Source organism: Streptomyces pactum, assembly GCF_002005225.1.
GTDB lineage: Bacteria > Actinomycetota > Actinomycetes > Streptomycetales > Streptomycetaceae > Streptomyces > Streptomyces pactum_A.
The window spans coordinates 1,692,538-1,719,491 of sequence record NZ_CP019724.1 but is presented as its reverse complement, the minus strand read 5'-3'; the positions used below and the strand labels follow the sequence as shown (position 1 = coordinate 1,719,491).

Here is a 26,954-nt window from a genome sequence, read left to right as displayed (position 1 = left end):
CCGCGTGGGCGCGATCGACCACCGGGCACCCACGCCCGGCGTCGAACCGCTCCGGCCGCCGCTTGTCCCCTTCGGCGCTCGGCGTCGAACCGCTCCGGCCACCCCCTGTCCCCTTCGGCACCCGGCGTCGAACCGCTCCGCCCACCCCCTGTCCCATTCGGCACCCGGCACAGCCGTGCGGCACAATCGCACCCGATGAGCACCTACCGCGACTTCACCGCCCCCATCGGCTCCCGCCGCGCCCCGGTCCTGCGCACCGTGGGCACGAGGGAACGCCGCTCCCACCTGACGGCACCCCGAGTGCCGACGGTCGGCATCGACATCGGCGGCACGAAAGTCATGGCGGGCGTCGTGGACGCCGACGGCAACATCCTGGAGAAGCTCCGCACGGAGACCCCGGACAAGTCCAAGAGCCCCAAGGTCGTCGAGGACACCATCGTCGAACTGGTCCTGGACCTCTCCGACCGGCACGACGTGCACGCCGTCGGCATCGGCGCGGCCGGCTGGGTCGACGCCGACCGCAACCGTGTGCTGTTCGCCCCCCACCTGTCCTGGCGCAACGAACCGCTGCGCGACCGCATCGCCGGCCGCCTCGCCGTCCCCGTCCTGGTGGACAACGACGCCAACACCGCCGCCTGGGCAGAGTGGCGCTTCGGCGCCGGCCGCGGCGAGGACCACCTCGTCATGATCACCCTCGGCACCGGCATCGGCGGCGCGATCCTGGAGGACGGGCAGGTCAAGCGGGGCAAGTACGGGGTCGCCGGCGAGTTCGGACACATGCAGGTCGTCCCCGGCGGCCACCGCTGCCCCTGCGGCAACCGCGGCTGCTGGGAGCAGTACAGCTCCGGCAACGCGCTGGTCCGGGAGGCCCGCGAGCTGGCCGCCGCCGACTCGCCGGTGGCGTACGGGATCATCGAGCACGTCAAGGGCAGCATCGGCGACATCACCGGCCCGATGATCACCGAGCTGGCCCGCGACGGCGACGCCATGTGCATCGAGCTGCTCCAGGACATCGGCCAGTGGCTCGGCGTCGGCATCGCCAACCTCGCGGCGGCCCTCGACCCGTCCTGCTTCGTGATCGGCGGCGGGGTCAGCGCCGCCGACGACCTGCTGATCGGCCCCGCACGCGACGCCTTCAAACGCCAGCTCACCGGCCGCGGCTACCGCCCCGAGGCGCGCATCGTCCGCGCCCAGCTCGGCCCGGAGGCCGGCATGGTGGGCGCCGCCGACCTGTCCCGGCTGGTCGCCCGCAGATTCCGCCGCGCCAAACGCCGCCGGGTGGAGCGCTACGAGCGCTACGAGCGGTACGCGGAGGCCCGCCGCACGTCCCGGGAGTCGCTGTGACGGATTCCCTGCCCCACCAGGCCGGGCCCCCGGACCAGCCCCGGCCCCCGGCCGAGGACCGCCGGCACATGATCCGCCGCCGGTCGCTCACCCTGCTCATCATCGTGCTGCTCATCGGCATCCCGGCCGGCTACTTGATGATCTCCGCCAACCAGAGCCGCGACAGCGGCAGGGAGAAGGAGGCGAAGTACGCGGCGACCGGCATGACCGAGGGCTGGCCGTCCAAACTGCAGCGCCGCGTCTACGAGGTCCCCGTCCCGGTCCCGTCCGAAGAGGTCGCGTACTACGAGACGAACAACTGGAAGACCAGTCGCCTCTACGTCCAGTTCGAGACCACCAACGCCGGCCTGGACGCCTTCCTCGCGGGGCTGGGCGTCGACCGGGACGCGCTGGAGAGGGGCAAGATCGCCATCAGCGACCGCGCCCAGCGGATCACCGGCTGGGAGTTCGGCGGGTCCGACTCCTGGTACGGCCTCGTCAACGAGCAGCGGAACCCGGCGCCCACCCAGGACGTCGTGGTGAACATGGAGGACCCGGACTATCCGATGGTGTACGTCGTCTCGCGCACGGTTCCCTGACCGCGCACGTGCGCCCTGCCGGGCCCCGGCAGGGCGCCGGAGCCGATTGTCAGACCCCGCCCGTAGAGTCGAAGACATCTGATCCGGCAGACGGGCGGGAGGTGACAGGACGTATGAGCGACGTGGCCGTGGCGGGCACGATGTCCGCGGGACGAGCGGGGGAGCGGGGAGCGGCGCGGCAGCCGGAGGAACTCACTTCGTCCGTCCCCGTCCGGCTCGCGGCCGTCTTCCTGCCCGCACCTCTCCCGCGCGACGGGCGGATCGTCTTCTGGGACCCCGAGGGCGGGCCCGTCGGCACCGCCGTCGCCGGACACCGTGCGGCCGTCGCACCGGCGGAAGGCGGGGCTGACGCCACCGGGTCGCCCGTCGGCCGGTCCGCTGCCGACGCGTCTGCCGGAGGCGGGGCATCCGCCACCACGTCATCGGGCGCAAGGGCTGTCGCCGCCCGGGAGCCGGGGGACGCGTCTGCCGTGTCCCCCACCGAAGGCGGCGTGTCTGCCGCGCCTTTGCAGGACGCCCCCGCCGTCCCGCCCGCCGGGGGCGGCGCCCGGCCCGGCGCACCCACGGAGCTCACCGTCGTACGGCGGCACGGCGCCGGAGTGCGGCGCCGGGCGACGCCCGCGCTGTCGCTCCCGGTCGGCGAGGCGCTGCCCCTGCTGGTGCGCGCCCGGCACGACCCGGCCGCCCATCCGGCGACCGCCTGCTGGGGCGCCGCCACCCTGCACGCCCTGCGGCTCGCCGCGCGCGGCCGGCTCCTGCCCGGCCTGACGGCGACCGGACACGACGCCTGGCGGGCCGGCCCGATGGACCCCGACGACATCGCGCACCTGCGGGCGGTGGCCGCCGCGATGCCCCCGGAGGGCCACGCGGTCCCCCTGGACGGCCCCGGCCCGATCCGGCTGCCGGACCCCGAGGCACTGATCCGCGCCTTCCTGGACGCGGTCGCCGACACCCTGCCCCGCACCCCGGCCGCGCCCCACGCCTCGGGCCGGCCCTTCGCCGCCCGCGGGGCCCAGCGCCTGCCCGACGCCCACGACTGGGCCGCGGAGGTCGCCGCCGGCATGGACGCGGGCGTGCGTATCTCGCTCCGCCTGGATCTGTCGGCGTACGACCTGTTCGACGGGGACGACGGCAACGGAGGCGCGCGCGGCGCGGGGGCGGCGGTCGTCCAGGTGCACAGCCTCGCCGACCCCACCCTCGTGGCCGACGCGGCGGACCTGTGGTCGGGAGCGGCCGACGTGGCGTTCGGTCCCCGCGCGCGCGTGGACGCCGCCCTCGCGGTGCGGCGCGCCGCGAGGGTCTGGCCGCCGCTCGACCGGCTCACCGAGCAGGACGTGCCCGACGTCCTCAGCCTGTCCGAGGAGGAGGTCATCGACCTGCTGGGCGTGGCGGCAGGCCGGCTCTCCGCCGCCGGTGTCGCCGTGCACTGGCCCCGTGACCTGGCCCAGGACCTCACCGCGACCGCGGTGGTCCGGCCCGCGCCCGGCTCCTCGACCGACGGCACCGGCTTCTTCGAGAGCGAGGACCTTCTCCAGTTCCGCTGGCAACTGGCGATCGGCGGCGACCCCCTCACCGAGGCCGAGATGGACAGCCTCGCGGAGGCCCATCGTCCGGTCGTCCGGCTGCGCGACAGGTGGGTACTGGTCGACCCCGCCCTGGTCCGCCGCGCCCGCAAGCGCGACCTCGGCCTGCTGGACCCGGTCGACGCCCTGTCCGTCGCCCTCACCGGCACCGCGGAGGCCGACGGCGAGACGGTCGACGTGGTCCCGGTCGGAGCGCTGGCCGCCCTGCGCGACCGGCTCACGGCCGGTGTCCGCCCGGCCGAACCGCCGCCCGGCCTGCACGCCACCCTCCGCGACTACCAACTGCGCGGCCTGGCCTGGCTCGACCTCATGACCTCCCTCGGCCTCGGCGGCTGCCTCGCCGACGACATGGGTCTCGGCAAGACGGTCACCGTCATCGCCCTGCACCTCAAGCGGGCCCGCACCGAACCGACCCTGGTGGTCTGCCCCGCGTCCCTGCTGGGCAACTGGCAGCGGGAGATCACCCGGTTCGCGCCCGGTGTCCCCGTCCGCCGCTTCCACGGCCCGGACCGCACCCTGGGCGACCTGACCGGCGGCTTCGTCCTCACCACGTACGGCACCATGCGGTCCGCGGCGGCGACGCTGGCCGAGCGGCACTGGGGCATGGTCGTCGCCGACGAGGCACAGCACGTCAAGAACCCGTACTCGGCGACGGCCAAGGCCCTGCGCACGATCCCGTCCCCCGCGCGCGTCGCACTGACCGGCACACCGGTGGAGAACAACCTCTCCGAGCTGTGGGCTCTGCTCGACTGGACCACCCCCGGGCTCCTCGGCCCCCTGAAGTCCTTCCGCGCCCGGCACGCGCGCGCGGTGGAGAACGGCGAGGACGGGGAGGCGGTGGCGCGTCTCGCCAGTCTGATCCGCCCCTTCCTGCTGCGCCGCAAGAAGTCCGACCCGGGCATCGTCCCGGAGCTGCCGCCGAAGACCGAGACGGACCACCCCGTCCCGCTCACCCGCGAACAGGCCGCGCTGTACGAGGCGGTGGTGCGCGAGTCGATGCTCGCCATCGAGTCGACCGAGGGCATGGGCCGCCGGGGACTGGTGCTCAAGCTCCTGACCTCGCTGAAGCAGATCTGCGACCACCCCGCGCTGTTCCTGAAGGAGGAGCACCCGCCCGGCGGGGCCGACCGGCTGACCGCCCGCTCCGGCAAACTCGCCCTGCTGGACGAACTGCTGGACACGCTGCTGGCGGAGGACGGTTCGGCGCTCGTCTTCACGCAGTACGTCGGCATGGCGCGCCTCATCACCTCCCACCTGACCGCCCGCGCGGTCCCGGTCGACCTGCTGCACGGCGGAACGCCGGTGCCGGAACGCGAACGCATGGTGGACCGCTTCCAGAGCGGGGCCACCCCCGTCCTCGTCCTCTCCCTGAAGGCCGCCGGCACCGGCCTGAACCTCACCCGGGCGGGCCACGTCGTGCACTTCGACCGCTGGTGGAATCCGGCGGTCGAGGAACAGGCCACCGACCGCGCCTACCGCATCGGCCAGACCCAGCCGGTCCAGGTCCACCGGCTCATCACCGAAGGCACCGTCGAGGACCGCATCGCCGAGATGCTCCAGTCCAAGCGGGCCCTGGCCGACGCCGTCCTCGGTTCCGGCGAGGCGGCCCTCACCGAACTGACGGTCCGCGAACTGTCCGACCTGGTGTCCCTGCGGAGGCCGTCATGACCCCCCGGCCCGCCGACGAGGCACGCCGCGCCCTGCGCGAGGCTCGCGAGCGCGGAGAGGGGGCGCCGGCCACCAACGCCGGAGCGCAGGCGGATGCCGGAGCGGAAGCCGGAGCCGGAGCCGGAAGGGGTCCGAGGGACCGCGAACAGCCGGTGCGGGAGCCGGGCCACGACCAGCACCAGGACCAGCATCAGTACCAGGACCCTCACCCGGATTCTGCCCCTCACCCGGACTTTGCCCCCCGCCAGGAGCATGCCTCCCGGCAGGAGCATGCCCCGCGCCAGGACGATGACCGGGACCGGCGGCACGAGGAGGGCCCCGGGCGGTCGCGTCCCGGCGACGTGGCACGCGCGGCCCTGCGCAGCGCGCGGACCGCACGACATGCGCGGGAGGACGGCGGAACGGACGGCGCGACGGGGGAGACGGGCGAGGAAGCGGACAGGCCCGAAGAGGCGGCTCGCTCTGTTGGGCCGCCGATCCCCGGTGGGGCGACCGCCCCCGCTCCGAGGCCTCTTCCCGCCGACGCGCCCACGGCAAGCCCGGGCCCCGCGGGCGGAAGCGACAGTCGACCGGCGGATGTGGCGCGTGAGGCGTTGCGGGCGGCTCGTCGCCAGGTGACGACGGACACCGCGGCCAAGGGGGCGGAGGCCACGCGGCGGCTGTCCCGCCCGGCCGCCCGCCGTCCGCGGGGGCACGCCGCGCCGCACACCGCCGACGCCCGCGCCCGCGCCGTACGGGACTTCGCCGCGGGCGCGTTCCGTCTGCCTCCGGAGGCGGACTCCGACGCGGAGCCCCCGACCGCTGAGGACGCCATCCCTGAGCCCGCCCCGGGGGCCGTCCCCATGCCCACCCCCGGGTCCACTCCCACGACCTCTCGCGCCGCGCACCCGGAGGGTCCCGCCGAAGCCGAAGCCGAAGCCGAAGCCGAAGCCGAAGCCGAAGCCGAAGCCGAAGCCGAAGCCGAAGCCGAAGCCGAAGCCGAAGCCGAAGCCGAAGCCGAAGCCGAAGCCGAAGCCCAGGCATCGGCCGCCGGTGAGCCCTGGCGCCCGCCCACGTCGTCGTACGAGCCGCCGCCTCCACCGCGGCGGGCGGCACCGCGACCGGAGCCGACCCCGGGGGCGCCGGGCCGTGCGCTCCACCCGGTGCGACACGGCCAGGCGTCTCGTACGCCACCCGCCAGCCCCCGTACCCCCCGCTCGATGGCCGCCCCGGGCCGCGACGGCGAGCTCCGGCGTACCTTCCCCGCGCTCCCGCCCCGTCCGGCGGCGGACGAGGACCTCGCCGGCACCTGGTGGGGGAAGGCATGGGTGACCGCGTTGGAGGAGGGCGCCCTGGACCCCGCACGGCTGGCACGAGGGCGGGGATACGCCGAGGGCGGGCGCGTCGACGCCATCACCGTGACACCCGGCCTGGTCCTCGCCTACGTGCAGGGCAGCCGGCCCCGGCCGTACCGCGTGCAGGTGCGGCTGCGCACGCTCGACGACGCCGACTGGGAGCGGTTCCTGGACGCCGCCGTCGAGCGGCCGGGGCACATCGCCGCCCTGCTCGACAAGGAGTTGCCCCATTCCCTGGCCGACTGCGGCGTCCCCCTGCTCCCCGGCCCCGGCGACCTCGCCCCGCAGTGCGGCTGCCCCGACTCGGGGCACCCCTGCAAGCACGCCGCCGCCCTCTGCTACCAGACGGCACGGCTGCTCGACGCCGACCCCTTCGTCCTGCTCCTGCTGCGCGGCCGGGGCGAACGCGAGCTGCTCGACGCCCTGTCCCGGCTGAACGCGGCCCGCGCGGCCCGCGCCGCCCAGGATCGCGGACCGGCGCGCCTGCCCGGCGTCCGGGCGGGCGAGGCACTGGCCGCACGCACTCCGCCGCCCCTTCCGGCGCCGCTGCCCCCGCCCCCGCATCCGGAACAGCCTCCGGCGTACCCGGCGGCACCGGGTGGTCCCGACCCCTTCGCGCTGGACCAGTTGGCCACCGACGCCGCCGCCCGCGCGCACACCCTGCTCACCACGGGGCGTGACCCGGTCGGCGGGCTGACACTGTGGCAGGACGCCGTCCGCCTCGCCGCGGCCCGCCCCGGTTCCGGCCTCACCGCCGGCAGCCGGGCCCTGTACGCGTCCCTCGCCGGCGCCGCCGGACGCGGCACGCCGGAGCTGGCGCGAGCGGTGGCCGCCTGGCGCCAGGGCGGGCCGGAGGGCCTCGACGTCCTGGAAGAGCCCTGGGATCCGCCGGCCGGCCGCTTCGACCGCGCCCGCCCCCTCCTGCTCGCCGCAGACCTCCCGGCCTTCCGCCCCTGGCGCAACCGCCTCACCCACCCCAAGGGGCATACCCAAATCCGCCTCGGCCGCACGGGCCTGTGGTACGCCTACGAGTCCGAACCGGGCCGCGAGGACTGGTGGCCCCGCGGCACCCCCGACCTCGACCCGGTCGGGGCGCTCACCGGCCTGGGAACGCCGGGGGAGTACTGAGGCGGCCGGTCCCCCGCGCAAGCCGTCCCGCTCAGGCCGTCCCGCTCAGGCCGTCCCGCTCAGGCCGTCCGTCCAGGGGCGCCGTGCCCGGAGTGTCCCGCAGGCCGAGGCGCTGATGCTCGACGTGGTGGAGAGCCTGCTCCAGGAGTTCGGCGACGTGGTTGTCGTAGAGGGCGTAGATCACCGAGCGGCCCCGACGCTCCCCGGTGACCAGGCCGAGGTTCCGCAGCAGGCGAAGCTGGTGGGAGCAGGCCGACTGTTCCATGCCGACGGCATCGGCGAGTTCGGTGGCCGCGCACGGGCCCTCCCGCAGGCGGGCGAGGATGCGCAGCCGGGAGGGGGTGGCCAGGGCCTGGAGGGTCGCGGCCACGTCAGCGGCACCTACTGCTTCCAGGCGCTCGCGTGCGGTGGCGGTGGTTTCGACGTCAGCTCCATGGCCCATGGACTCCATCTTACGAAGACCGTCCCATGAACACATGAACGGTTCTTCATGCGCTCCTGTATGGTGAGGGCGAGCGGCCGCCGGGTGTCCGGGCTGCCGCCTTTCCCGCATGCCGTCGTGAAGGACTGTCTGCTCCGATGACCTCCACCCTCACCCCGCCCACGGCCGACCGGCCCGCACCCGCGCGCACCGGCGAAGTCTCCCGGCGCCGGACGCGCGTCCTCGCCCTGCCCGAGGCGCGTTGGGCAGCGGCGGCCACGGTCCTCTTCCTGCTCGCGCTGCCCCTCCAACTGGCCGGGGCACCGGCCTGGACCTGGGGCCCGCTGTACGCGCTGTCCTACGCGACCGGCGGCTGGGAGCCCGGATGGGCGGGCCTGCGGGCGCTGAAGGAGAAGACGCTCGATGTCGATCTGCTGATGGTCGTCGCCGCGCTGGGCGCGGCGGCGATCGGGCAGGTGATGGACGGCGCCCTGCTGATCGTCATCTTCGCGACCTCGGGTGCGCTGGAGGCGCTGGCCACCGCCCGCACCGCCGACTCGGTACGCGGTCTGCTCGACCTGGCGCCCGCGACCGCCACTCGCGTCGAGGCCGACGGGAGCGAGACGGCCCTTGCCGTCGAGGACCTCACCGTCGGCGACACCATCCTGGTACGGCCCGGAGAACGCATCGGCGCCGACGGACGCGTACTCGACGGGGCGAGCGACGTCGACCAGGCCACCATCACCGGCGAACCGCTCCCGGTGCCCAAGGAGAAGGACGACGAGGTCTTCGCCGGCACCCTCAACGGCACCGGCGCGCTGCGCGTGAGGGTCGAGCGGGACGCCGCCGACTCGGTGATCGCCCGGATCGTGCGCATGGTGGAGGAGGCGTCCGAGACCAAGGCGCCGACCCAGCTTTTCATCGAGAAGGTCGAACAGCGCTACTCGCTGGGCATGGTGGTGGCGACCCTCGCGGTGTTCCTCATCCCGCTCGCCTTCGGCGCGGACCTCACCGGCTCACTGCTCCGGGCCATGACCTTCATGATCGTGGCCTCGCCGTGTGCGGTCGTGCTGGCCACCATGCCGCCCCTGCTCTCGGCCATCGCCAACGCGGGACGCCACGGTGTACTGGTCAAGTCGGCCGTGGTGATGGAGCGGCTGGGGCAGGTCGACGCGGTGGCGCTGGACAAGACGGGCACGCTGACAGAGGGCACCCCGCGCGTTTCGGACGCTCGCTCCTTGCCGGGCTCCGGGCTGGACGAGGAAGCCCTGCTCGCCCTTGCCGCCTCGGCGGAGTACCCCAGCGAGCACCCTCTGGCCAGGGCCGTCGTGACCGCGGCCCGCGAACGGGGACTGCCGATCAGGCCGGTGGAGGACTTCGTCTCGACGCCGGGCGTCGGAGTGACGGCCACGTGCGAGGGGCGCCTGGTCGAGGTGGGTGCTCCGCTCCGGCTGCTGCGCGGTGCCCCTGACGCGGCCTCGGCCCGCGTGACGGCCGTCGTCGGTGAGCTGGAGGAGGGTGGCCGGACCGCCGTCCTCGTCACTCTCGACGGCGCCCCCGCCGGGGTGCTCGGCATCTCCGACCGGCTCCGCCCGGATGCCGCCGAGACCGTGGCCTCGCTCGCCTCCCTGACCGGAACCGCCCCCCTGCTGCTGACCGGTGACAATCCGCGCGCCGCCGCCCGTCTCGCCGCCGAGGCCGGCATCGCCGACGTACGGGCCGGGCTGCTGCCCGAGGACAAGGTGCGTGCCGTCCGGGAACTGGAGCGCGGCGGGCGCAGGATCATGGTGGTCGGCGACGGCGTCAACGACGCCCCCGCCCTCGCCGCCGCGCACACCGGCGTCGCCATGGGCCGGGCGGGCTCCGACCTGGCGCTGGAGACCGCCGACGCGGTGATCGTCCGGGACGAACTGGCCACCGTCCCCGCTGTGGTCTCCCTCTCCCGCCAGGCGCACAAGCTCGTCGTGCAGAACCTCGTCATCGCCGGGGTCTTCATCGCCGGCCTGGTCGTCTGGGACCTCGTCGGCCATCTGCCGTTGCCGCTCGGCGTCGCCGGCCATGAAGGTTCCACTGTCATCGTCGGCCTCAACGGCCTGCGCCTGCTGCGCGAGTCGGCCTGGCGGAAGGCCGTCGGCTGAGCCGCGACGGCTCTGAGTGGTCATCAACGCGCGGCCCATGCCCGCCGGCCAGGTTTCCCGGGGCCCGACCCCGCGCGAGCCCGGCCGGCGAAGGGTGCCGGAGCGGCGGCTTCGCCTCGCTGGCCCGCCCGTCGTGATCAACTCAGCAGGGTCGCGGTTCGTCCGCGACTTCTGCCCGGCCGTCAGGGCCGTCCCGTAGCCGTTACCTTCAGCGCCGCCCAGACGCCACGGCAGCCCCTGGTCAAGGGCTTCTCCCCGTCCCCGCCCCCCGCCCCCGGTCACGGAGTGGATGTGAGATGTGGGAGCGTGAACGGGTGAGTGAGAAGAACATCGATACCCTGCAATACCGCTTTGACGGGCCGGAGCAGGCCCCGGTCCTGGTCATGGGGACCTCCCTCGGCGCCACATGGCACATGTGGGACAGGCAGGTGCCCGAGCTGGCGCAGCAGTGGCGCGTCTTCCGCTTCGACCTGCCCGGACACGGAGGCGCCCCCGCCCACCCGGCGGGCTCCGTCGCCGAGCTCACCACGCGGCTGCTGGCCACCCTCGACGGGCTCGGCGTGCAGCGCTTCGGCTACGCGGGCTGCGCGTTCGGCGGCGCCGTCGGTATCGAGCTGGCCCTGCGCCACCCCGAACGCGTCGCCTCCCTCGCGCTGATCGCGGCCTCGCCGCGGTTCGGTACGGCCGACGAGTTCCGTCAGCGCGGTGTGATCGTCCGTACCAACGGGCTCGAACCCATCGCCCGCAGCTCGCCCGAGAGATGGTTCACCGGAGGCTTCGCCGCCGCCCAGCCCGCGATCACCGAGTGGGCCGTGCAGATGGTGCGGACCACCGACCCCGGCTGCTACATCGCGGCCTGCGAGGCGCTCGCCGCGTTCGACGTGCGCGGCGAGCTCGGACACGTCGGCGCTCCGACCCTGGTCCTGGTCGGCTCCGACGACCAGGTCACCGGTCCCGCCGAGGCCCGCACCCTGGTCGCCGGCATCCCGGACGCCCGCCTCGCCGTCGTCCCCGGGGCCTCCCACCTGGTCCCGGTCGAGCAGCCCGCGGCCGTGACCGACCTGCTGGTCCGGCACTTCACCACCGCCTGGCAGACCGGCCACGACGCCTCCACCGGCCAGCTCGCCGTCCCCGCCGCCCACGCGACGGCACCCGCCGCCCTCGCCGGACCCGCCGGACCCGTCGGACCCGCGGCCTTCGCCGCTTCCGCCTCCGCCGCCCCCGTGCAGCCGGCCATGGCCCCGCCCTCGCAGCCGGCCGTGGGCCCGCCGTCGCAGCCGGCCGCGCCCATCGCCGAGATCTCCCCGGCCGCCGTACCGCCGCAGGTCCCGGCCCAGGGGCGGCCCGACCCCTACGAGGCGGGGCTCAAGGTGCGCCGCGAAGTCCTCGGCGACGCGCACGTCGACCAGGCGCTGGCGCAGGCGGACGAGTTCTCGGGAGACTTCCAGGAGTTCCTCACCCGGTACGCGTGGGGCGAGATCTGGGACCGGCCGGGCCTGGACCGGCGCACTCGCAGTTGTGTCACGCTCACCGCCCTGGTCGCCGGCGGCCACTCGGAGGAACTCGCGCCCCATGTCCGGGCCGCCCTGCGCAACGGCCTCACTCCGGGCGACATCAAGGAGGTACTGCTGCAGGCCGCCGTCTACTGCGGCGTACCGGCCGCGAACGGGGCCTTCCGGGTGGCGCAGCAGGTCATCCGCGAGGAGACCACGCCGCCGGAGTGAGCCCCGCCCGCCGCGGGCCCGCCCGCGGCGGCAGGATGGACTCATGAAGCTCACCAAGAAGTCGCACGCCTGCGTCCGCCTCGAGAAGGACGGGCGGACGCTGGTCCTGGACCCCGGCGGGTTCAGCGAGGAGGACGCCGCCCTCGGCGCGGAGGCGATCCTCGTCACCCACGAGCACCCCGACCACTTCGACGAGCTGCGGCTGCGCGCCGCGATGGAGAACGACCCGACGGCCGAGATCTGGACGCTGAAGTCCGTCGCGGACAAGATCTCGGCGGCGTTCCCGGGGCGCGTGCACACCGTCGGCCACGGCGACACCTTCTCCGCCGCCGGCTTCGACGTGCAGGTACACGGCGAGCTGCACGCGGTGATCCACCCGGACCTCCCGCGCGTCACCAACGTCGGCTTCCTCGTCGACGGCGGCAAGGTGTTCCACCCCGGCGACGCCCTCACCGTCCCCGGCCACCCGGTCGAGACGCTGATGCTCCCCGTGATGGCGCCGTGGAACAAGATCTCCGAGGTCATCGACTACGTCCGCGAGGTGAAGCCGCAGCGCGCGTACGACATCCACGACGCCCTCCTCACCGACCTCGCGCGCCCGATCTACGACCGCCAGATCGGCGCGCTGGGCGGCGTGGAGCACCTGCGCCTGACCCCCGGGAACTCCGCGCGGGTGTGAGGCCCGCCCCGGCGCCCTGGGCGGGACGGGGACCCGGGCCGGGTTGTCAGTGCCGCCCGGTAGGTTTGGGACATGCGCATCGCGACCTGGAACGTGAACTCGATCACCGCCCGCCTGCCGAGGCTGCTCGCCTGGCTGGAGAGCAGCGGCACCGACGTGCTGTGCCTCCAGGAGGCCAAGGTCGCCGAGGAGCAGTTCCCCTTCGACGAGCTGCGCGAGAAGGGCTACGAGGCGGCGGTGCACGCCACCGGCCGGTGGAACGGCGTGGCGGTGCTCTCCCGCGTGGGCCTGGAGGACGTGGTCAAGGGCCTGCCCGGCGACCCCGGCTACGACGGCGTCCGGGAGCCCCGCGCGATCTCCGCCACCTGCGGCCCGGTCCGCGTCTGGTCGGTGTACGTGCCCAACGGCCGCGAGGTGGAGCACCCCCACTACGCCTACAAGCTCCAGTGGCTCGAGGCGCTCCGCGCGGCCGTCGAGGGCGACGCCACCGGCAGCCGCCCGTTCGCGGTGATGGGCGACTACAACGTCGCCCCGACGGACGACGACGTCTACGACCGCGCCGCCTTCGACGACTCCACCCACGTCACCCCCGCCGAGCGCGCGGCCCTGGCCTCCCTGCGCGGGGCGGGCCTGTCCGACGTGGTCCCGCGCCCGCTGAAGTACGACCACCCCTTCACCTACTGGGACTACCGCCAGCTCTGCTTCCCCAAGAACCGAGGCATGCGCATCGACCTGGTGTACGGCAACGAGCCCTTCGCCAAGGCGGTCACCGACTCCTACGTCGACCGCGAGGAGCGTAAGGGCAAGGGCGCCTCGGACCACGCGCCGGTCGTGGTGGACCTGGACGTGTAGGAGCGCACACCGTTCGCCCGGCTCGCCCCGCGACGCCTGCGTGCCTGTGGTGCACATGGCGGTACGAATGACAGTCTGGAGGTATGAACTTCCCCTTCCTGGGCAAGCGACGCGAAGATCCCCGGGCTCACGACGCCGAGGGCATCGGTGAGCTGCTCGCCGACTGTGATCTGCTGCGCTCGCAGGCGTCGCGGGAGGGTGTCCGGCTCGACGACTCCGCGGTCTCCCTGGAGCAGCTCGACCAGGTGCTGCCGCGCTGGCGGAGCGACGAGGAGATCCTGACCTGGCTCGGCAACGACGCCGGTCTGTACCTCGGCACCGTGATCGTGCGCACCGTGCCCGGTGCCGTCTGGTCGATCCGGTCCGACGGGCAGCCCGTCGTCCGGCTCGCCTCCGGCCGGGAGTTCGACGTGGTGGCGTCCGGTCACGCGTGGGCGGCGGACGGAGTGCCCGAACTCTCGCAGCTCTACGGCGAAGTCGCCGAGGGGTGAACCCTTTGGCCCCATAAACGTCGTGTACTCCGTAAATAGGGCTAATGCCCGGAAGTTGCGTGTCGTTGGCTTATCTGCCCTTTGTGTCGATACGTTGCGGTGGTCAGGCCACACATGAACGCACAGGGCATACGCAGGGTGCAGCCGGAGATCACTGCTCGCGCGGCGGACCCGGACCCGAAGTCGGGCCGTCCGTAGGCGAGAAGAAGGTCAGTTGTACACCGGGCCCGGGCCCGGCGTGAGTTGCGGGGCGTCGGTGCCGGGGTCGGCAGGGGGCTCGTCGCCGCCCGGGCCCACGTCCCCCGACGAACTCGACGGCATCCGGGCCGTACGCCGGGGAGTTGACCCCCTTCAGCAGCGGCGAAGCGGTCGTCGCCGGGCTTGCGGGCGAGCTTCTCATGGGACGCGCGAGGTGGCGGGTGGTGGCCTTGTCGCCGATCGGGCCGACCGCGGAACGGGAGTGCGGGCCGGGCGTCCCGCCGCTCCCCGGCGGTGCGGCGGGCGGCGGGACGTACTCCGTGATGCCCGCGTCCGTACGACCCGCCCTACGCCGATCCGGACGTGTTCCCGGGGTCACGGCAAGGCCGGCGAGGGAGCCGGGCGAGCGGGGCACTACGAGGCGCCCGCCCGGCGCAGTGCCCTCTCGCGCAGTTCCTTCAGCTCGGCGGCTCGCTGCCGGGAGGAATGCGGCAGCCCGTCCTGGACGCGCCGCTGGACAGTACGGGTGACCTCGGCGAGGTCGCTGCGGCTCTGGCACGTCGCGTCGCGCCGGGCCAGCCGCTGCTCGCGGCGCCCGGCCCGTACCAGGGCCGACCGGGCGTCTTCGGCCTCGAGCACGGCCTGCTGGATGACGCCACGGGCCTGCTGGAGCGTACCGACCCGCTCACCCCGGTCCCGCATGCACGCGGCCCATTTCCTCTGTGCCGCGAGGAACTCCGGGTCGGTCGTGACCGCGGAGACGACCTCGGCACTCACGCCGGCCACGTCCAGACCGCCCTGCTCCCAGCCGGGGCCGTAGACATCGCGCCGGGCCAGGTACACGCAGCCGTCGGTGTTGATGCGTACCGAAGGCGCGCCGCGCGCGGTCAGCGTCACCTGCTGATCGTCCGTGCCGACCAGCGCTTCCCGCCAGGCCGAGCGGCGGTCCGTGGACAGCTTCGCGAGGTGACGCGCGTTGGGATCCTTCGGAGCACCCGCCAGTGCGGCGGACACCAGCCCGTAACCGTCGGTACCGGCCGTGTCCTCGGTCAGCAGCCCGTACGGGTTCGCGGAGACGGCCGGGGCGGCCGGGACGGGGCGGTAGGAGAATCCGCGGCGCCGCATGCACGAGGCGATGGCCCGTTCCTCTCCGTCGTGCAGGAGTCGGGCCTGCTGTGCCGAGGTGCTCTCCGCGCCGTTCAACGGGACGGGCAGGCTGCCGGCGGCCCGGTGGGCGGATGCCTCGGTGCATCCGCCCACCGCCAGCAGACACAGGACGATCAGGGCTGCTGGTCTCGTGTTCACGGCATCAGCACCAGTGGTTCGACGCGATGTTCTTGTAGAAGGCGGTGCCCGAGAGGTTGCCGATTCCATAGCCTCTGGGGATGTTGACCGAGGAGCCGGTGCGGCTCAGGCCGCTGTAGATGCGGACGTTGCACTGGGTTCCGGAGTTGGACACCGAGACCGCGTTGTTGAACTTGTTGTACTGCAGCAGGTTGCTGTTGTTGCCGTAGACCGTGCCCGGGTCGCCGCGGTAGTCCGTGTAGAGGTAGGCGCACAGTGCCCCGGCAGGGCACGGATCCGCGGCCGCGGGTGTGGCCACGGCCAGGCCCGTCCCCAGCGCGGTGGTGGCGATGACCGCTGTGCTCGCGATGAGTCTCTTCAGCATGTGGTCGATTCCCTCCGCATTGCGAATGGTGGTGACTTCACCACCAGCAAGCTAGCCAGCGCCGCGTGCCGGGACATCGGCGTCGCGTGCCCGCCTGTTACCGATGCGTGCCGCTGCTGGGCAGCGCAAGGTCTCGGTACTCGCCCGGGGGCACTCCGTACGCGGTGCGGAAGACCCGGTTGAAGGCGGCGGGCCGCAGGTACCCCCACCGGGCGCCGATGGCGTGCACCGGCAGGTGGCTGAGGTGCGGGGCGGCCAGATCGCGGCGGCAGTGCTCCAGCCGCGCCTGTCTGATGTAGCCGGCGACCGTGGTGTCGTGCTGCGCGAAGAGCCGGTGCAGGGCGCGCACGGACATCTGGTGTGCGCGGGCGACGTGTGCCGGCGTCAGGTCCTCGGTGCCCAGGTGGCTTCGGATGAACGAACCGATCCGGAGGAACAGGACGTGCTGCTGGGACTCGCGCGGCAGTACCCGTTCCCGGTCGAGATGGTGGGCCAGCACCGCGCTCACCAGGTCGAGGGTGGTCGTCTCCAGGCGCGTTGCGTCCTGCGGCGTGCAGCGAGCCGCCTCCTCGCTCAGGCCGGTCAGGAAGCGGGCGAGCAGCAGGCCGACGCCCGTCCTCCCGGAGAGCGGGACGGCCAGCAGCCGGGAGACGTGAGTGTCCCGAAAGGGCAGCCGCCGCTTGGGGAACTGCAGCACCAAGGAGTCCGCCAGGCCGGTGTCCGTGGCGACAGTTGCCTCGAACGGGTGCGAACTGTCGTACAGCACCATGTCGCCGCTCTCCAGTGACACGCTCCGCCCGCACTGTTCCAGCCCCTGCCGGCCGCGCTCGACGAGGGCGAGTTGGTACAGCTCGGGGTCGGAGCGCCGGATGAGCGCCGGGGTCCGGCGGGAGGACAGGGAGCTGTAGGCGAGCGCGGACAGTTGTACGTCGTCTCCCAGGGACACCGCCCTGAGCCGGGCCCGTAACGGGCCCTCGTCCAGAAAGCGGAACTCCGTGGGCACCAGGGACCGGGACGTGGTCTCCGCCCAGCCGTCGGCCCGCTCGGCGGCCATGAGCTCGTCGCTGTCGAAGAGTGTTTCCATGCTTCCCCCCAGGCGTCGCATGATAGAGACATGCCAAAAGTGCTCTCCGGCAGACGATCGTGCACAAAGCGGCGAGGCGGACGACAGCGCCCTTTCGGCCCTTTCGCGCCGGGGCACACCGTCCGCAGCCGGCCGGAGGCGGGCCCTCACCTGTGGGCCGGCCGCCGCGGAGTCCGGGGTGCGGCCGGAGCGCGGGAGCTCGGGCGACCGGCCGGGGCGGGCTCCGCCGGCGGCCGCATGCGCACGGCGCCGGCGCCTCGACCCCGCGTACACCGGGGTCAAGCTGCGAACACCAGTCGCATGAGCCGGTCCGGTGGCGCGGCGGCGGACCGGGCCGGCCACGCCTACGACGAGGACGCGTACGCCGTCAGTCGTGGGCGCGCCTGCCCGCGGGCTCCGGTGCACCGGTGTCGCCGGGCCGCGGTGCGTGTGCTCCTGACGCGACCATGGCGATCAACTAAGCTGCCCGGACGGCCCTTGCCTGGAGGTGCGGATGCGTCGCCCTGTCGTACGGAAACTGACGGTCCTGGCGGTCTCGGCCGCCGTGGTGTCGGTGGGGGCGGCGCCACCCACCGCCCAGAACAGACCCGCCGCCCCGAAGACGCCGGTCGCCGTCGGTTACGGCGGCGCGGTCGCCAGCGTCGACCGCGACGCCTCCGCCGCCGGCATCGAGATCCTGCGCAGGGGCGGCAACGCCGTCGACGCCGCCGTCGCCACCGCGGCCGCGCTCGGCGTCACCGAGCCCTACTCCGCCGGCATCGGCGGGGGCGGCTACTTCGTCTACTACGACGCCAAATCCCGCACCGTGCGCACGATCGACGGCCGCGAGACCGCGCCGCTGTCCGCCGACGCGGACCTGTTCACGGAGAACGGCGAGCCGATCGCCTTCGCCGACGCCGTCAGCAGCGGGCTCGCCGTCGGCACCCCGGGCACGCCCGCCACCTGGCAGACCGCACTCGACGAGTGGGGCAGCCGGAAGCTCGGCTCCGTACTCAGGCCCGCCGAGCGCCTGGCCCGGCACGGCTTCACCGTCGACGACACCTTCCGCTCCCAGACCGCCGCCAACGAACAGCGGTTCCGCTACTTCCCGGACACCGCCGAGCTGTTCCTGCCGGGCGGCGAACTCCCGGCCGTCGGCTCCACGTTCAAGAACCCCGACCTGGCGCGCACCTACAAGGAACTGGCCCGCGAAGGCGTCGGCGCGATCTACCACGGCGCGCTCGGCGAGGACATCGTCGCCACCGTCAACGAGCCGCCCGTGGACCCGGACTCCGGCTGGAACGCCCGCCCCGGCGACCTGTCCGCCAAGGACCTCGCGGCCTACGAGACCAAACTCCAGAAGCCGACCGGTACCTCGTACCGCGGACTGGACGTCTACTCCATCGCGCCCTCCTCCTCCGGCGGCACCACCGTCGGCGAGGCCCTCAACATCCTTGAGCGCACCGACCTCTCCGAGGCGAGCAAGGCCCGCTACCTGCACCGCTTCATCGAGGCGAGCCGCATCGCCTTCGCCGACCGGGGGCGCTGGGTCGGCGACCCGGCCTTCGAGGACGTACCGACGGCGGAACTGCTGTCCCAGCGGTACGCCGACTCGCGCGAGTGCCTGATCAAGGACGACGCGGTGCTCACCAGCCCCCTCGCGCCCGGCGACCCCCGGCACCCCGCCCCCTGCGCGGGCGGCGGCACGGCGGCGCCGACGACGTACGAGGGCGAGAACACCACGCACCTCACGGTGGCCGACAAGTGGGGGAACGTCGTCGCCTACACGCTCACCATCGAGCAGACCGGCGGCAGCGGCATCACCGTGCCGGGCCGCGGCTTCCTGCTCAACAACGAGCTGACGGACTTCTCCTTCGCCCCGGCCAACCCGGCCGTCCACGACCCGAACCTGCCCGGACCCGGCAAGCGCCCGCGCTCGTCGATCGCGCCGACGATCGTCCTGGACCAGCACCACAAGCCGGTCCTGGCGGTCGGTTCGCCCGGCGGTGCCACCATCATCACCACCGTCCTCCAGACACTCACCGGCGTCATCGACCGCGGGCTCCCGCTCGTCGACGCGATCGCCGCCCCGCGCGCCAGTCAGCGCAACGCCGCCCGGACCGAACTCGAACCCGGCCTCCACGACAGCGGCGTGCGGGAAGAGCTGGAGGCACTCGGGCACTCGTTCAAGCGCACCCCCGAGATCGGCGCGGCGACCGGCGTGCAGCGGCTGCCGGACGGCAGGTGGCTGGCCGCCGCCGAGAAGGAACGGCGCGGCGGCGGCTCGGCGATGGTGGTACGGCCCGTGCGCTAGGACCTGTCGTCCAAACCGACGCCGGCGTCGCGAACGACAGGCCCCGGCCGGGATTCACAGTTCGGGGACGGGCCGCTCGGGCGTGCGGAACGCCAGCCGCCCGTCCTCGACGTCGACGGTCACCCGGCCGCCCTCCGCGATGCGGCCGTCGAGCAGCAGACGGGACAGCTCGTTGTCGACCTCCCGCTGGATGGTGCGGCGTAGCGGCCGGGCGCCGTACTCGGGCTGGTAGCCGCGCTCGGCGAGCCAGTCCACGGCCGCGTCCGTGAAGTCCACGGTGACGCCCTGGGCGCGCACCATCCGGCGGGTCTGCTCCAGCAGCAGGCTGGTGATCTGCCGCAACTGCTCGCCGCTGAGCTGGCGGAAGACGACGATCTCGTCGATGCGGTTGAGGAACTCGGGCCGGAAGTGCTCGCGCAGCGGGCGCAGCACCTGCTCGCGCCGGGCCTCCTCGTCCGCCTCCGAACCGCCGGCACCGAAGCCGATGCCCGCACCGCGCCGGGTGATGACGTCGGAGCCCAGGTTGCTGGTCATCACGACGACCGTGTTGGCGAAGTCCACCGTGCGGCCCTGGGAGTCGGTCAGCCGGCCGTCGTCCAGGACCTGGAGGAGGATGTTGAAGACGTCCGGGTGGGCCTTCTCCACCTCGTCGAGCAGGAGCAGTGAGTACGGGTGCCGGCGCACCACCTCGGTGAGCTGGCCGGCCTCCTCGTGGCCGACATAGCCGGGCGGGGCGCCGACCAGGCGGCTGACGGTGTGCCGTTCCTGGTACTCGCTCATGTCGAGCCGCACCATCCGGTCCTCGCTGCCGAACAGCGCCTCGGCCAGCGCCCGCGCCAGCTCGGTCTTGCCGACGCCGGTCGGGCCGAGGAAGAGGAAGCTGCCGATGGGCCGGTCGGGGCTGGCGAGCCCGGCGCGGGAGCGCAGCACGGCGTCGGATACGACCCGTACGGCCTCGTCCTGGCCCACCACCCGCTCGTGGAGGTGGGACTCCAGGCCCAGCAGGCGGTCCTTCTCCTCCTGGGTGAGGCTGCTGACCGGGATGCCGGTCTGCCGGGACACCACCTCGGCGATGGACTCGGTGGCGACGACCAGGTTGAGGCCCTCGTCGGCCTCGCCGCCGCCGTCGGCCTCGGTGATCCGCTGCTTCAGCTCGGTGATCCGGTCCCGCAGTCGCATCGCCTGCTCGTACTGCTCGTCCGCGACCGCCTGGTCCTTGTCCCGGACGAGCTGGTCGACCTCGCGCTCCATGGTGCGTACGTCGGTGCCCTTGGTCCGGGCCCGCAGCCGCACCCGGGCGCCGGCCTGGTCGATCAGGTCGATCGCCTTGTCCGGCAGCCGGCGGTCGGTGAGGTAGCGGTCGGACATCTCCACGGCCGCCACCAGCGCCTCGTCGGTGTAGCGGACCTGGTGGTGGGCCTCGTAGCGGTCGCGCAGTCCGCGCAGGATCTCGATCGCGTCGGCCGTGGTGGGCTCCGGGACGAGGATCGGCTGGAAGCGGCGGGCGAGGGCCGCGTCCTTCTCGATCCTGCGGTACTCCTCCAGCGTGGTGGCGCCCACGATGTGCAGCTCGCCGCGGGCCAGGGCCGGCTTGAGGATGTTCCCGGCGTCCATCGAGCCGCTGTCGCCGCCGCCGCCCGCGCCGACGACGGTGTGCAGCTCGTCGATGAAGATGATCAGTTCGTCGGAGTGGGCGCGGATCTCGCCCACGATGTTGTTCATGCGTTCCTCGAAGTCACCCCGGTAGCGGGTGCCCGCGACCACGCCCGTCAGGTCCAGCGCGACCACCCGCCGCCCGATCAGCACGTCGGGCACGTCACCGTCGGTGATGCGCTGGGCGAGTCCCTCCACGACGGCGGTCTTGCCGACGCCGGCGTCACCGATCAGCACGGGGTTGTTCTTGCCGCGGCGGGAGAGCACCTCGACGGTCTGCTCGATCTCCGCCTCGCGCCCGATCACCGGGTCGATCCGGCCCTGCCGGGCCAGGTCGGTGAGGTCTCGGCCGTACTTGTCGAGCGTCGGCGTGTTGGTGGCCCGCGGCCCCTCCGCGCGTCCCTTCGCCGCGTCCGGCGCCTCCGTCGGCAGACCCGACGGCGCGAACCGGGCCGCGTTCAGGATGTGTCCGGCGGCCGAGTCCGGATTGGCGGCCAGGGCGCTGAGCACGTGCTCCGGGCCGATGTACCCGGTGCCGGTCGACCGGGCCAGCTCGTGTGCGTCCAGCAGGGCGCGCTTGACGGCCGGGGTCAGGGAGAGCGAGGTGGGCGGCGGCGCGTCGCCGGGGGAGTGCTGCGCCGGGCCGGTCCGCTCGTCGATCTGCGACGCCAGCGCGTCGGGGTCGGCGCCGGCCCGGCTGAGCAGGCCCCGGGTCGGCTCGGTGGCGAGCGCGGCCCGTAGCAGGTGCTCGGTGTCCAGGTCCCGGCTGCCGTGCTCGGCGGCGTACTGGGCGGCGCCGCGCACCAGCTCCCGGGCGGGCTGGCTGAGCAATCGCCCGATGTCGATCTGCCTCGGCCTGGGCCCGCCGAAGAAGCGTGCCAGGAATTCCGCGAACGGGTCACCCTCCGGGCCCATGAAGCCGCTGGTCATCGTTTCCGGTCCTCCGCTGCTTCGGCGATCGACGTGCCGCGGCCGGGTAACCCGGTCGGGGTGAGGTCATGCCCAACATGACACGTTCTGTTCCGGTGGGCATGTCCGGGAACCCGGGCGGGCTCAGGGCTGGACGCGGGGCCGCGGCAGGGTGAGCGGCGGGCCCGGATGGGGCGCGGCAGGGCCCCGGAAGGGGCGCGGCAGGGGCCCGGTGGGCGGGGCGGAGGGTCTCAGAAGCCGTCGCGCGACGTCAGCACACGGGGACCGCCGTCCGTGATCGCCACCGTGTGCTCCACGTGGGCCGCCCGCGAGCCGTCGTTCGTCCGCAGGGTCCAGCCGTCCGCGGCCGGGTGGTAGTCGTCCCGGCCGCTGCCGATCAGCATGGGCTCGATGGCCAGGACCATGCCGTGACGCAGGGGAAGTCCGCGTCCCGGCCGGCCCTCGTTGGGCACCCCCGGGTCCTCGTGCATGCGCCGGCCGATGCCGTGGCCGCCGAAGTCCTCCATGATGCCGTAGCCGGCCGCCCGGCACACCGTGCCGATGGCGTGCCCGATGTCGCCGATGCGGTTGCCGACCACGGCCGCCCCGATGCCCGCGGCCAGGGCCCGCTCCGCGGTCTCGATCAGCGTCACGTCCGCCGCGCGCGGGGTGCCCACGACGAAGCTGAGCGCCGAGTCGCCCGCCCAGCCGTCCAGGGTCGCGCCGCAGTCGATGGAGACCAGGTCGCCGTCGCGCAGCCGGTAGCCGTCGGGGACGCCGTGCACGATCGCGTCGTTCACCGACGCGCAGATGACGCCCGGGAAGGGCGTCGGGGCGAAGGAGGGCCGGTAGCCGAGGAACGGTGATCCCGCCCCCGCCTCCCGCAGCACCTCGCGCGCCACCGCGTCCAGCTCCAGCAGGGACACGCCCACGTCCGCGGCCTGCCGTACGGCGGTCAGGGCGCGGGCGACGACCTGGCCGGCCGCGTGCATGGAGTCGATCGATGTATCCGTCTTGAGTTCCACCATGCCAATTACTATACCGGTATTTGAATTGGTCGACGCCAGGGGTGGGCCGGTACGGGAAGCCGGTATTAGAATCACGGTATGGTACGCACCCCCTTGACCCCCGAAGAGCGTGAACGCGGCGAGCGGCTCGGACGGCTGCTCCGCGCGGCCCGCGGCGACCGGTCGATGACGGAGGTGGCGGCCGAGGCGGGCCTCTCCGCCGAGACCCTGCGCAAGATCGAGACCGGCCGGGCACCCACCCCGGCGTTCTTCACGGTGGCCGCGCTGGCCCGTGCGCTGGGGCTGTCCATGGACGACCTGGCGGGGCGGTGCGTGCCGGCGGGGGTGTGAGGGTGGTGTGACGACACTCCTCGAAAACTCCCTGTAGCGGCGTCGTAACACCGCTGGTGTTCCCTACGTGACCGGATGGACCGGACCGGGTCCTCCAGTCGGGCGGGAGTCGAGCGATGGCCGTGGAACAACTGCCGGGTCGGGTCGGACGGTTCGCCCGGTACCTGACCGACCTGCTGGCGCTCCTGGATCAGGGCGGCGGCTGGTGCGGGGTGTTCCGGCAGCGCGACCCCGACGGCATGCGGGCCTGTCTCGACGGGCGCGAGGTGCCGCCATGGGACGTGGTGGAGGCCCTGCTCCAGGACTTCGCCGGCCGGTACGGCGCCCCCGCCGCCACCGCGGAGACGGACCGGGCCCGCACCCTGCACGCCGCCGCGCTCACCGCGTACGACTCCCTTCCCGACGCCCGGGAAACCCTCGGCGACCGGCTCGACGTCATGCTCCGCGAGCAGCGGTACGCGGCCGAACGCCGGGCGGAACTGGGCCGCCTGCTCGCCGCGGCCACCGACCCGGAGGCGGCCGACGCTCTCCGCCTCGACCTGGCCTGGGCCCGCGACGACCACGCCCGGGCGACGGCCCGGTGCGCCGAGATCCGGGACCGGATGACGGAACTGGACCGTCGCACGGCGGCCGCCCGGCCGGGGGAGCCCGGGAACGACGCCGGGATCCGCGCGCCCGGCGCCTCGCCGGCAAGGGCCGGGGAGGGCGCTCCCGAAAGCCCCGAGGGTGAGGGCCGAACGGGCGGGGCGGCGGGCCGGGTACGCCGGGCGGCGGGGCCGGCGCAAGGGGGTGCCGGTTCCGAAGGCGGGCGGCGACGCGGGCGGCGCCGGGGCGGTGCGCGGTTCGCCGGGGTCGTCGGGGAGGACGCGGCCCCCGCCTCCGCGGTGCCGGACCACGTGCCGGGCCCGCTCGCCGCACCGGCGGCGGAACACACTCCGCGCGGCGCGCGGTTCGCCGGGACCGCGGGCCCCGGGGAGCAGCCGGCGCCGCGGCCCGGGCCACCGGCCGTGGCGGCGGCGGACGAGGCCGCGGCCGGACGCCTCGTCGAGGCGCTGACGCGGCTGCGTGCCGAAGAGCGCGGTGGTGAGGCGCACGCCCTGCTGGCCGAGGCCGCCAACGGGCCCGCCGCCCGCTTCGCGCCGCTTGCCGCACACCTGGAACAGGCCGGACTCGGCGCCGACTGGACGACCCTGCTGTGGGAGGCCGCGTCCCTGCCCGCCGAGCGCCTGGTCGCCGTCGCGGACGCCCTGGCCGCGGCCGGACGCGCCACCGACGCGGAGCGGATCCTGCGGCAGGGCGTCGCACGCCCCGCCACCGAGATCGGCGCGGCCGTCCTCGGCCTGGTCCGCGAAGGCCGGCGGCGCGAGGCCCGCGCGCTCCTCGACGCCTGCGTGCGCGCCCGCACCCCGGAGGAGGCAGCCCGCAGCGCCGAGCCCGCCCCGCCGGTCCTCGTACCGCTGCTCCTGGAGGCGGCCCACGGTGTCTCCGACGAGCGCCACCGGGACCTCGTCCACGCCCTGCGAGTCGCCGGATTCGCCACCTGACGCGCGCCTCGGCGACCCCACCCGTCCCACCACTCACCCACAGGAGTGCGAAACGCGATCGACACCACGGCGTGGCGACGATGGTCTTGGCAAGCCCGTCCGGCCAGGCTTACGTTCGTCCCTCTACGGCCTGCTCTACGGGCGTAGAGGCTCTGACGTCGTGTCGAAGGAGCAGCTCATGGCCAACGTCGTACGTGCCGCTCTCGTCCAGGCCACCTGGACCGGCGACACCGAGTCCATGGTGGCGAAACACGAGGAGCACGCCCGCGAGGCGGCCCGGCGGGGCGCCCGGATCATAGGCTTCCAGGAGGTCTTCAACGCCCCCTACTTCTGCCAGGTCCAGGATGCCGAGCACTACCGCTGGGCCGAGCCCGTGCCCGACGGCCCGACCACCCGACGTATGCGGGCCCTCGCGCGTGAGACCGGCATGGTCATCGTCGTCCCCGTCTTCGAGGTCGAGCAGTCCGGCTTCTACTACAACACCGCGGCCGTGATCGACGCCGACGGCACGGTCCTCGGGACGTACCGCAAGCACCACATCCCGCAGGTCAAGGGCTTCTGGGAGAAGTTCTACTTCCGCCCCGGCAACCTCGGCTGGCCCGTCTTCGACACCGCCGTCGGCAAGGTCGGCGTCTACATCTGCTACGACCGGCACTTCCCGGAGGGCTGGCGGCAACTCGGCCTCGGCGGCGCCCAGCTCGTCTACAACCCCTCCGCCACGCACCGCGGCCTGTCCGCCCACCTGTGGCGGCTCGAACAGCCCGCCGCGGCCGTCGCCAACGAGTACTTCGTCGCCGCGATCAACCGCGTCGGGCAGGAGGAGTACGGGGACAACGACTTCTACGGGACGTCGTACTTCGTCGACCCGCGCGGGCAGTTCGTCGGCGAGACCGCCAGCGACACCAAGGAGGAACTCGTCGTCCGCGACCTCGACTTCGACCTCATCGACGAGGTGCGGCAGCAGTGGGCCTTCTACCGCGACCGCCGCCCCGACGCCTACGAAGGGCTGGTGCGGCCGTGACCATGGACCTCTTCGCCCGGCACCGCGCCGTCCTGCCCGACTGGCTCGCCCTCTACTACGAGGACCCGCTGGAGATCACCCACGGCGAGGGCCGCCACGTCTGGGACGCCGCCGGCAACAAGTACCTCGACTTCTTCGGCGGCATCCTCACCACGATGACCGCGCACGCCCTGCCCGAGGTGACCAAGGCGGTGAGCGAGCAGGCCGGGCGGATCATCCACTCGTCCACGCTCTACCTCAACCGGCCCATGGTCGAACTCGCCGAGCGCATCGCCCACGTGTCAGCCATCCCGGACGCCCGCGTCTTCTTCACCACCTCCGGCACCGAGGCCAACGACACCGCGCTGCTGCTCGCCACCGCCCACCGGGGCAGCAACACCGTTCTGGCGATGCGCAACAGCTACCACGGCCGCTCCTTCAGCTCGGTCGGCATCACCGGCAACCGCGGCTGGTCCCCGACCTCGCTCTCCCCGCTCCAGACGCTCTACGTCCACGGCGGCGTACGCACCCGCGGTCCCTACGCCCACCTGGACGACCGCGACTTCATCGACGCCTGCGTGGCCGACCTCGAGGACCTCCTCGGCCACACCAGGCCGCCCGCCGCGCTGATCGCCGAACCCGTCCAGGGCGTCGGCGGCTTCACCTCCCCGCCGGACGGCCTGTACGCGGCCTTCCGCGAGGTGCTGCACGAGCGGGGCATCCTGTGGATCGCCGACGAGGTGCAGACCGGCTGGGGCCGCACCGGCGAGCACTTCTGGGGCTGGCAGGCCCACGGGCGCGGCGGCCCGCCCGACATCGTGACCTTCGCCAAGGGCATCGGCAACGGCATGTCCGTCGGCGGGGTGATCGCCCGCGCCGAGATCATGAACTGCCTGGACGCCAACAGCATCTCCACCTTCGGCGGCACCCAGGTCACCATGGCGGCCGGCCTCGCCAACCTCACGTACCTCCTGGAGCACGACCTCCAGGGCAACGCCCGGCGCGTCGGCGGCATGCTCATCGAACGGCTGCGGGCCGTCGCCGCCCAGGTGCCGCACGTACGGGAGGTGCGCGGGCGCGGGCTGATGATCGGCATCGAGCTGGCCCGGCCCGGCACCGACGAGGCCGCCCCCGAGGCCGCCGCCACCGTGCTGGAGGAGGCCCGCGCGGGCGGGCTGCTCATCGGCAAGGGCGGCGGCCACAGCACCAGCGTCCTGCGCGTCGCCCCGCCCATGTCCCTCACCGTCGCGGAGGCGGAGGAGGGCGCCGCGATCCTCGAACGCGCTCTGCGCAGCATCTGACAGCC

General features: G+C 73.8%; 20 protein-coding genes. 14 read left to right on the top strand and 6 right to left on the bottom strand.

Features of this window, described 5'->3' with window-relative positions; translation table 11 throughout:
• Positions 1 to 195: 195 nt before the first annotated feature.
• From B1H29_RS07100 to B1H29_RS37170, 4 genes are all read left to right on the top strand, one after another.
• Positions 196 to 1,344, top strand: a complete 1,149-nt coding sequence (locus B1H29_RS07100) for an ROK family glucokinase (protein WP_055419429.1) — start codon at positions 196 to 198, stop codon at positions 1,342 to 1,344.
• The gene (locus B1H29_RS07095; RefSeq protein ID WP_055419428.1) at positions 1,341 to 1,922 is read left to right on the top strand and encodes a hypothetical protein; all 582 of its coding nucleotides are present in this window, start codon (positions 1,341 to 1,343) and stop codon (positions 1,920 to 1,922) included. Before B1H29_RS07100 ends, B1H29_RS07095 begins: the two co-directional genes overlap by 4 nt.
• Positions 1,923 to 2,035: 113 nt before the next feature.
• Positions 2,036 to 5,173, top strand: a complete 3,138-nt coding sequence (locus tag B1H29_RS07090; protein WP_055419427.1) for a DEAD/DEAH box helicase — start codon at positions 2,036 to 2,038, stop codon at positions 5,171 to 5,173.
• 476 nt (positions 5,174 to 5,649) lie between these two features.
• Positions 5,650 to 7,635: an SWIM zinc finger family protein gene (locus B1H29_RS37170; protein WP_432280067.1), complete on the top strand. Its 1,986-nt coding sequence runs from the start codon at positions 5,650 to 5,652 to the stop codon at positions 7,633 to 7,635.
• Between the two features lie 31 nt (positions 7,636 to 7,666).
• Here B1H29_RS37170 and B1H29_RS07075 read toward each other — a convergent pair whose 3' ends face one another.
• Positions 7,667 to 8,077: an ArsR/SmtB family transcription factor gene (locus B1H29_RS07075; RefSeq protein WP_055419425.1), complete on the bottom strand. Its 411-nt coding sequence runs from the start codon at positions 8,075 to 8,077 to the stop codon at positions 7,667 to 7,669.
• Positions 8,078 to 8,214: 137 nt separating this feature from the next.
• On the opposite strand from B1H29_RS07075, the gene B1H29_RS07070 reads away from it, so the two are divergent.
• The 5 genes from B1H29_RS07070 to B1H29_RS07050 all read left to right on the top strand — a co-directional run bounded on the left by B1H29_RS07070 (position 8,215) and on the right by B1H29_RS07050 (position 13,940).
• Positions 8,215 to 10,194 (top strand): heavy metal translocating P-type ATPase, encoded by a 1,980-nt coding sequence (locus B1H29_RS07070; RefSeq protein ID WP_055419424.1) that lies wholly within the window; start codon positions 8,215 to 8,217, stop codon positions 10,192 to 10,194.
• A 314-nt stretch (positions 10,195 to 10,508) separates the two neighbouring features.
• Positions 10,509 to 11,918 carry a 4-carboxymuconolactone decarboxylase gene (gene pcaC, locus B1H29_RS07065; protein WP_055419941.1) on the top strand — a complete coding sequence of 470 codons (1,410 nt, stop codon included), beginning with the start codon at positions 10,509 to 10,511 and terminating at the stop codon, positions 11,916 to 11,918.
• A gap of 43 nt (positions 11,919 to 11,961) precedes the next feature.
• Positions 11,962 to 12,597: an MBL fold metallo-hydrolase gene (locus B1H29_RS07060; protein WP_055419423.1), complete on the top strand. Its 636-nt coding sequence runs from the start codon at positions 11,962 to 11,964 to the stop codon at positions 12,595 to 12,597.
• 72 nt (positions 12,598 to 12,669) lie between these two features.
• Positions 12,670 to 13,449, top strand: coding sequence for an exodeoxyribonuclease III (locus tag B1H29_RS07055; protein WP_055419422.1), 780 nt, complete (start codon positions 12,670 to 12,672; stop codon positions 13,447 to 13,449).
• An 83-nt stretch (positions 13,450 to 13,532) separates the two neighbouring features.
• Complete coding sequence (locus B1H29_RS07050) at positions 13,533 to 13,940, top strand: DUF6278 family protein (protein ID WP_055419421.1); 408 nt, start codon at positions 13,533 to 13,535, stop codon at positions 13,938 to 13,940.
• Positions 13,941 to 14,552: 612 nt separating this feature from the next.
• Here the strand turns inward: B1H29_RS07050 and B1H29_RS07045 are convergent.
• From B1H29_RS07045 to B1H29_RS07035, 3 genes are all read right to left on the bottom strand, one after another.
• Entirely contained in the window at positions 14,553 to 15,443 is an 891-nt protein-coding gene (locus B1H29_RS07045; RefSeq protein ID WP_159027791.1) for a hypothetical protein, read from the bottom strand.
• 4 nt (positions 15,444 to 15,447) lie between these two features.
• Positions 15,448 to 15,807 carry a peptidase inhibitor family I36 protein gene (locus B1H29_RS07040; protein WP_055419419.1) on the bottom strand — a complete coding sequence of 120 codons (360 nt, stop codon included), beginning with the start codon at positions 15,805 to 15,807 and terminating at the stop codon, positions 15,448 to 15,450.
• Positions 15,808 to 15,904: 97 nt separating this feature from the next.
• Positions 15,905 to 16,891, bottom strand: a complete 987-nt coding sequence (locus tag B1H29_RS07035) for a helix-turn-helix domain-containing protein (RefSeq protein ID WP_055419418.1) — start codon at positions 16,889 to 16,891, stop codon at positions 15,905 to 15,907.
• A gap of 493 nt (positions 16,892 to 17,384) precedes the next feature.
• Between B1H29_RS07035 and ggt the strand changes: the two genes are divergently transcribed.
• Complete coding sequence (gene ggt, locus B1H29_RS07030) at positions 17,385 to 19,184, top strand: gamma-glutamyltransferase (protein WP_055419417.1); 1,800 nt, start codon at positions 17,385 to 17,387, stop codon at positions 19,182 to 19,184.
• A 54-nt stretch (positions 19,185 to 19,238) separates the two neighbouring features.
• On the opposite strand, the gene B1H29_RS07025 is transcribed toward ggt, so the two are convergent.
• Both B1H29_RS07025 and map read right to left on the bottom strand, forming a co-directional pair.
• Positions 19,239 to 21,767: an ATP-dependent Clp protease ATP-binding subunit gene (locus tag B1H29_RS07025; protein ID WP_055419416.1), complete on the bottom strand. Its 2,529-nt coding sequence runs from the start codon at positions 21,765 to 21,767 to the stop codon at positions 19,239 to 19,241.
• A gap of 230 nt (positions 21,768 to 21,997) precedes the next feature.
• Positions 21,998 to 22,774 carry a type I methionyl aminopeptidase gene (gene map, locus B1H29_RS07020; RefSeq protein WP_055419415.1) on the bottom strand — a complete coding sequence of 259 codons (777 nt, stop codon included), beginning with the start codon at positions 22,772 to 22,774 and terminating at the stop codon, positions 21,998 to 22,000.
• A gap of 78 nt (positions 22,775 to 22,852) precedes the next feature.
• Between map and B1H29_RS07015 the strand changes: the two genes are divergently transcribed.
• From B1H29_RS07015 to B1H29_RS07000, 4 genes are all read left to right on the top strand, one after another.
• Positions 22,853 to 23,104, top strand: coding sequence for a helix-turn-helix domain-containing protein (locus tag B1H29_RS07015; RefSeq protein WP_055419414.1), 252 nt, complete (start codon positions 22,853 to 22,855; stop codon positions 23,102 to 23,104).
• A 116-nt stretch (positions 23,105 to 23,220) separates the two neighbouring features.
• Positions 23,221 to 24,648 (top strand): hypothetical protein, encoded by a 1,428-nt coding sequence (locus B1H29_RS07010; protein ID WP_055419413.1) that lies wholly within the window; start codon positions 23,221 to 23,223, stop codon positions 24,646 to 24,648.
• Between the two features lie 178 nt (positions 24,649 to 24,826).
• Positions 24,827 to 25,669, top strand: a complete 843-nt coding sequence (locus B1H29_RS07005; RefSeq protein WP_055419412.1) for a nitrilase-related carbon-nitrogen hydrolase — start codon at positions 24,827 to 24,829, stop codon at positions 25,667 to 25,669.
• The gene (locus tag B1H29_RS07000; RefSeq protein ID WP_055419411.1) at positions 25,666 to 26,949 is read left to right on the top strand and encodes an aspartate aminotransferase family protein; all 1,284 of its coding nucleotides are present in this window, start codon (positions 25,666 to 25,668) and stop codon (positions 26,947 to 26,949) included. Before B1H29_RS07005 ends, B1H29_RS07000 begins: the two co-directional genes overlap by 4 nt.
• The last annotated feature ends 5 nt before the right edge of the window (positions 26,950 to 26,954 follow it).

What these genes read in the sequence shown, in the direction of transcription:
- B1H29_RS07100 (WP_055419429.1), top strand. Translation starts at nt 196, where the DNA reads ATGAGCACCTACCGCGACTTCACCGCCCCCATCGGCTCCCGCCGCGCC.
- B1H29_RS07090 (WP_055419427.1), top strand. Translation starts at nt 2,036, where the DNA reads ATGAGCGACGTGGCCGTGGCGGGCACGATGTCCGCGGGACGAGCGGGG.
- B1H29_RS07075 (WP_055419425.1), bottom strand. Translation starts at nt 8,077, where the DNA reads ATGGGCCATGGAGCTGACGTCGAAACCACCGCCACCGCACGCGAGCGC.
- B1H29_RS07070 (WP_055419424.1), top strand. Translation starts at nt 8,215, where the DNA reads ATGACCTCCACCCTCACCCCGCCCACGGCCGACCGGCCCGCACCCGCG.
- B1H29_RS07060 (WP_055419423.1), top strand. Translation starts at nt 11,962, where the DNA reads ATGAAGCTCACCAAGAAGTCGCACGCCTGCGTCCGCCTCGAGAAGGAC.
- B1H29_RS07055 (WP_055419422.1), top strand. Translation starts at nt 12,670, where the DNA reads ATGCGCATCGCGACCTGGAACGTGAACTCGATCACCGCCCGCCTGCCG.
- B1H29_RS07050 (WP_055419421.1), top strand. Translation starts at nt 13,533, where the DNA reads ATGAACTTCCCCTTCCTGGGCAAGCGACGCGAAGATCCCCGGGCTCAC.
- B1H29_RS07040 (WP_055419419.1), bottom strand. Translation starts at nt 15,807, where the DNA reads ATGCTGAAGAGACTCATCGCGAGCACAGCGGTCATCGCCACCACCGCG.
- B1H29_RS07035 (WP_055419418.1), bottom strand. Translation starts at nt 16,891, where the DNA reads ATGGAAACACTCTTCGACAGCGACGAGCTCATGGCCGCCGAGCGGGCC.
- ggt (WP_055419417.1), top strand. Translation starts at nt 17,385, where the DNA reads ATGCGTCGCCCTGTCGTACGGAAACTGACGGTCCTGGCGGTCTCGGCC.
- B1H29_RS07025 (WP_055419416.1), bottom strand. Translation starts at nt 21,767, where the DNA reads ATGACCAGCGGCTTCATGGGCCCGGAGGGTGACCCGTTCGCGGAATTC.
- map (WP_055419415.1), bottom strand. Translation starts at nt 22,774, where the DNA reads ATGGTGGAACTCAAGACGGATACATCGATCGACTCCATGCACGCGGCC.
- B1H29_RS07015 (WP_055419414.1), top strand. Translation starts at nt 22,853, where the DNA reads ATGGTACGCACCCCCTTGACCCCCGAAGAGCGTGAACGCGGCGAGCGG.
- B1H29_RS07010 (WP_055419413.1), top strand. Translation starts at nt 23,221, where the DNA reads ATGGCCGTGGAACAACTGCCGGGTCGGGTCGGACGGTTCGCCCGGTAC.
- B1H29_RS07005 (WP_055419412.1), top strand. Translation starts at nt 24,827, where the DNA reads ATGGCCAACGTCGTACGTGCCGCTCTCGTCCAGGCCACCTGGACCGGC.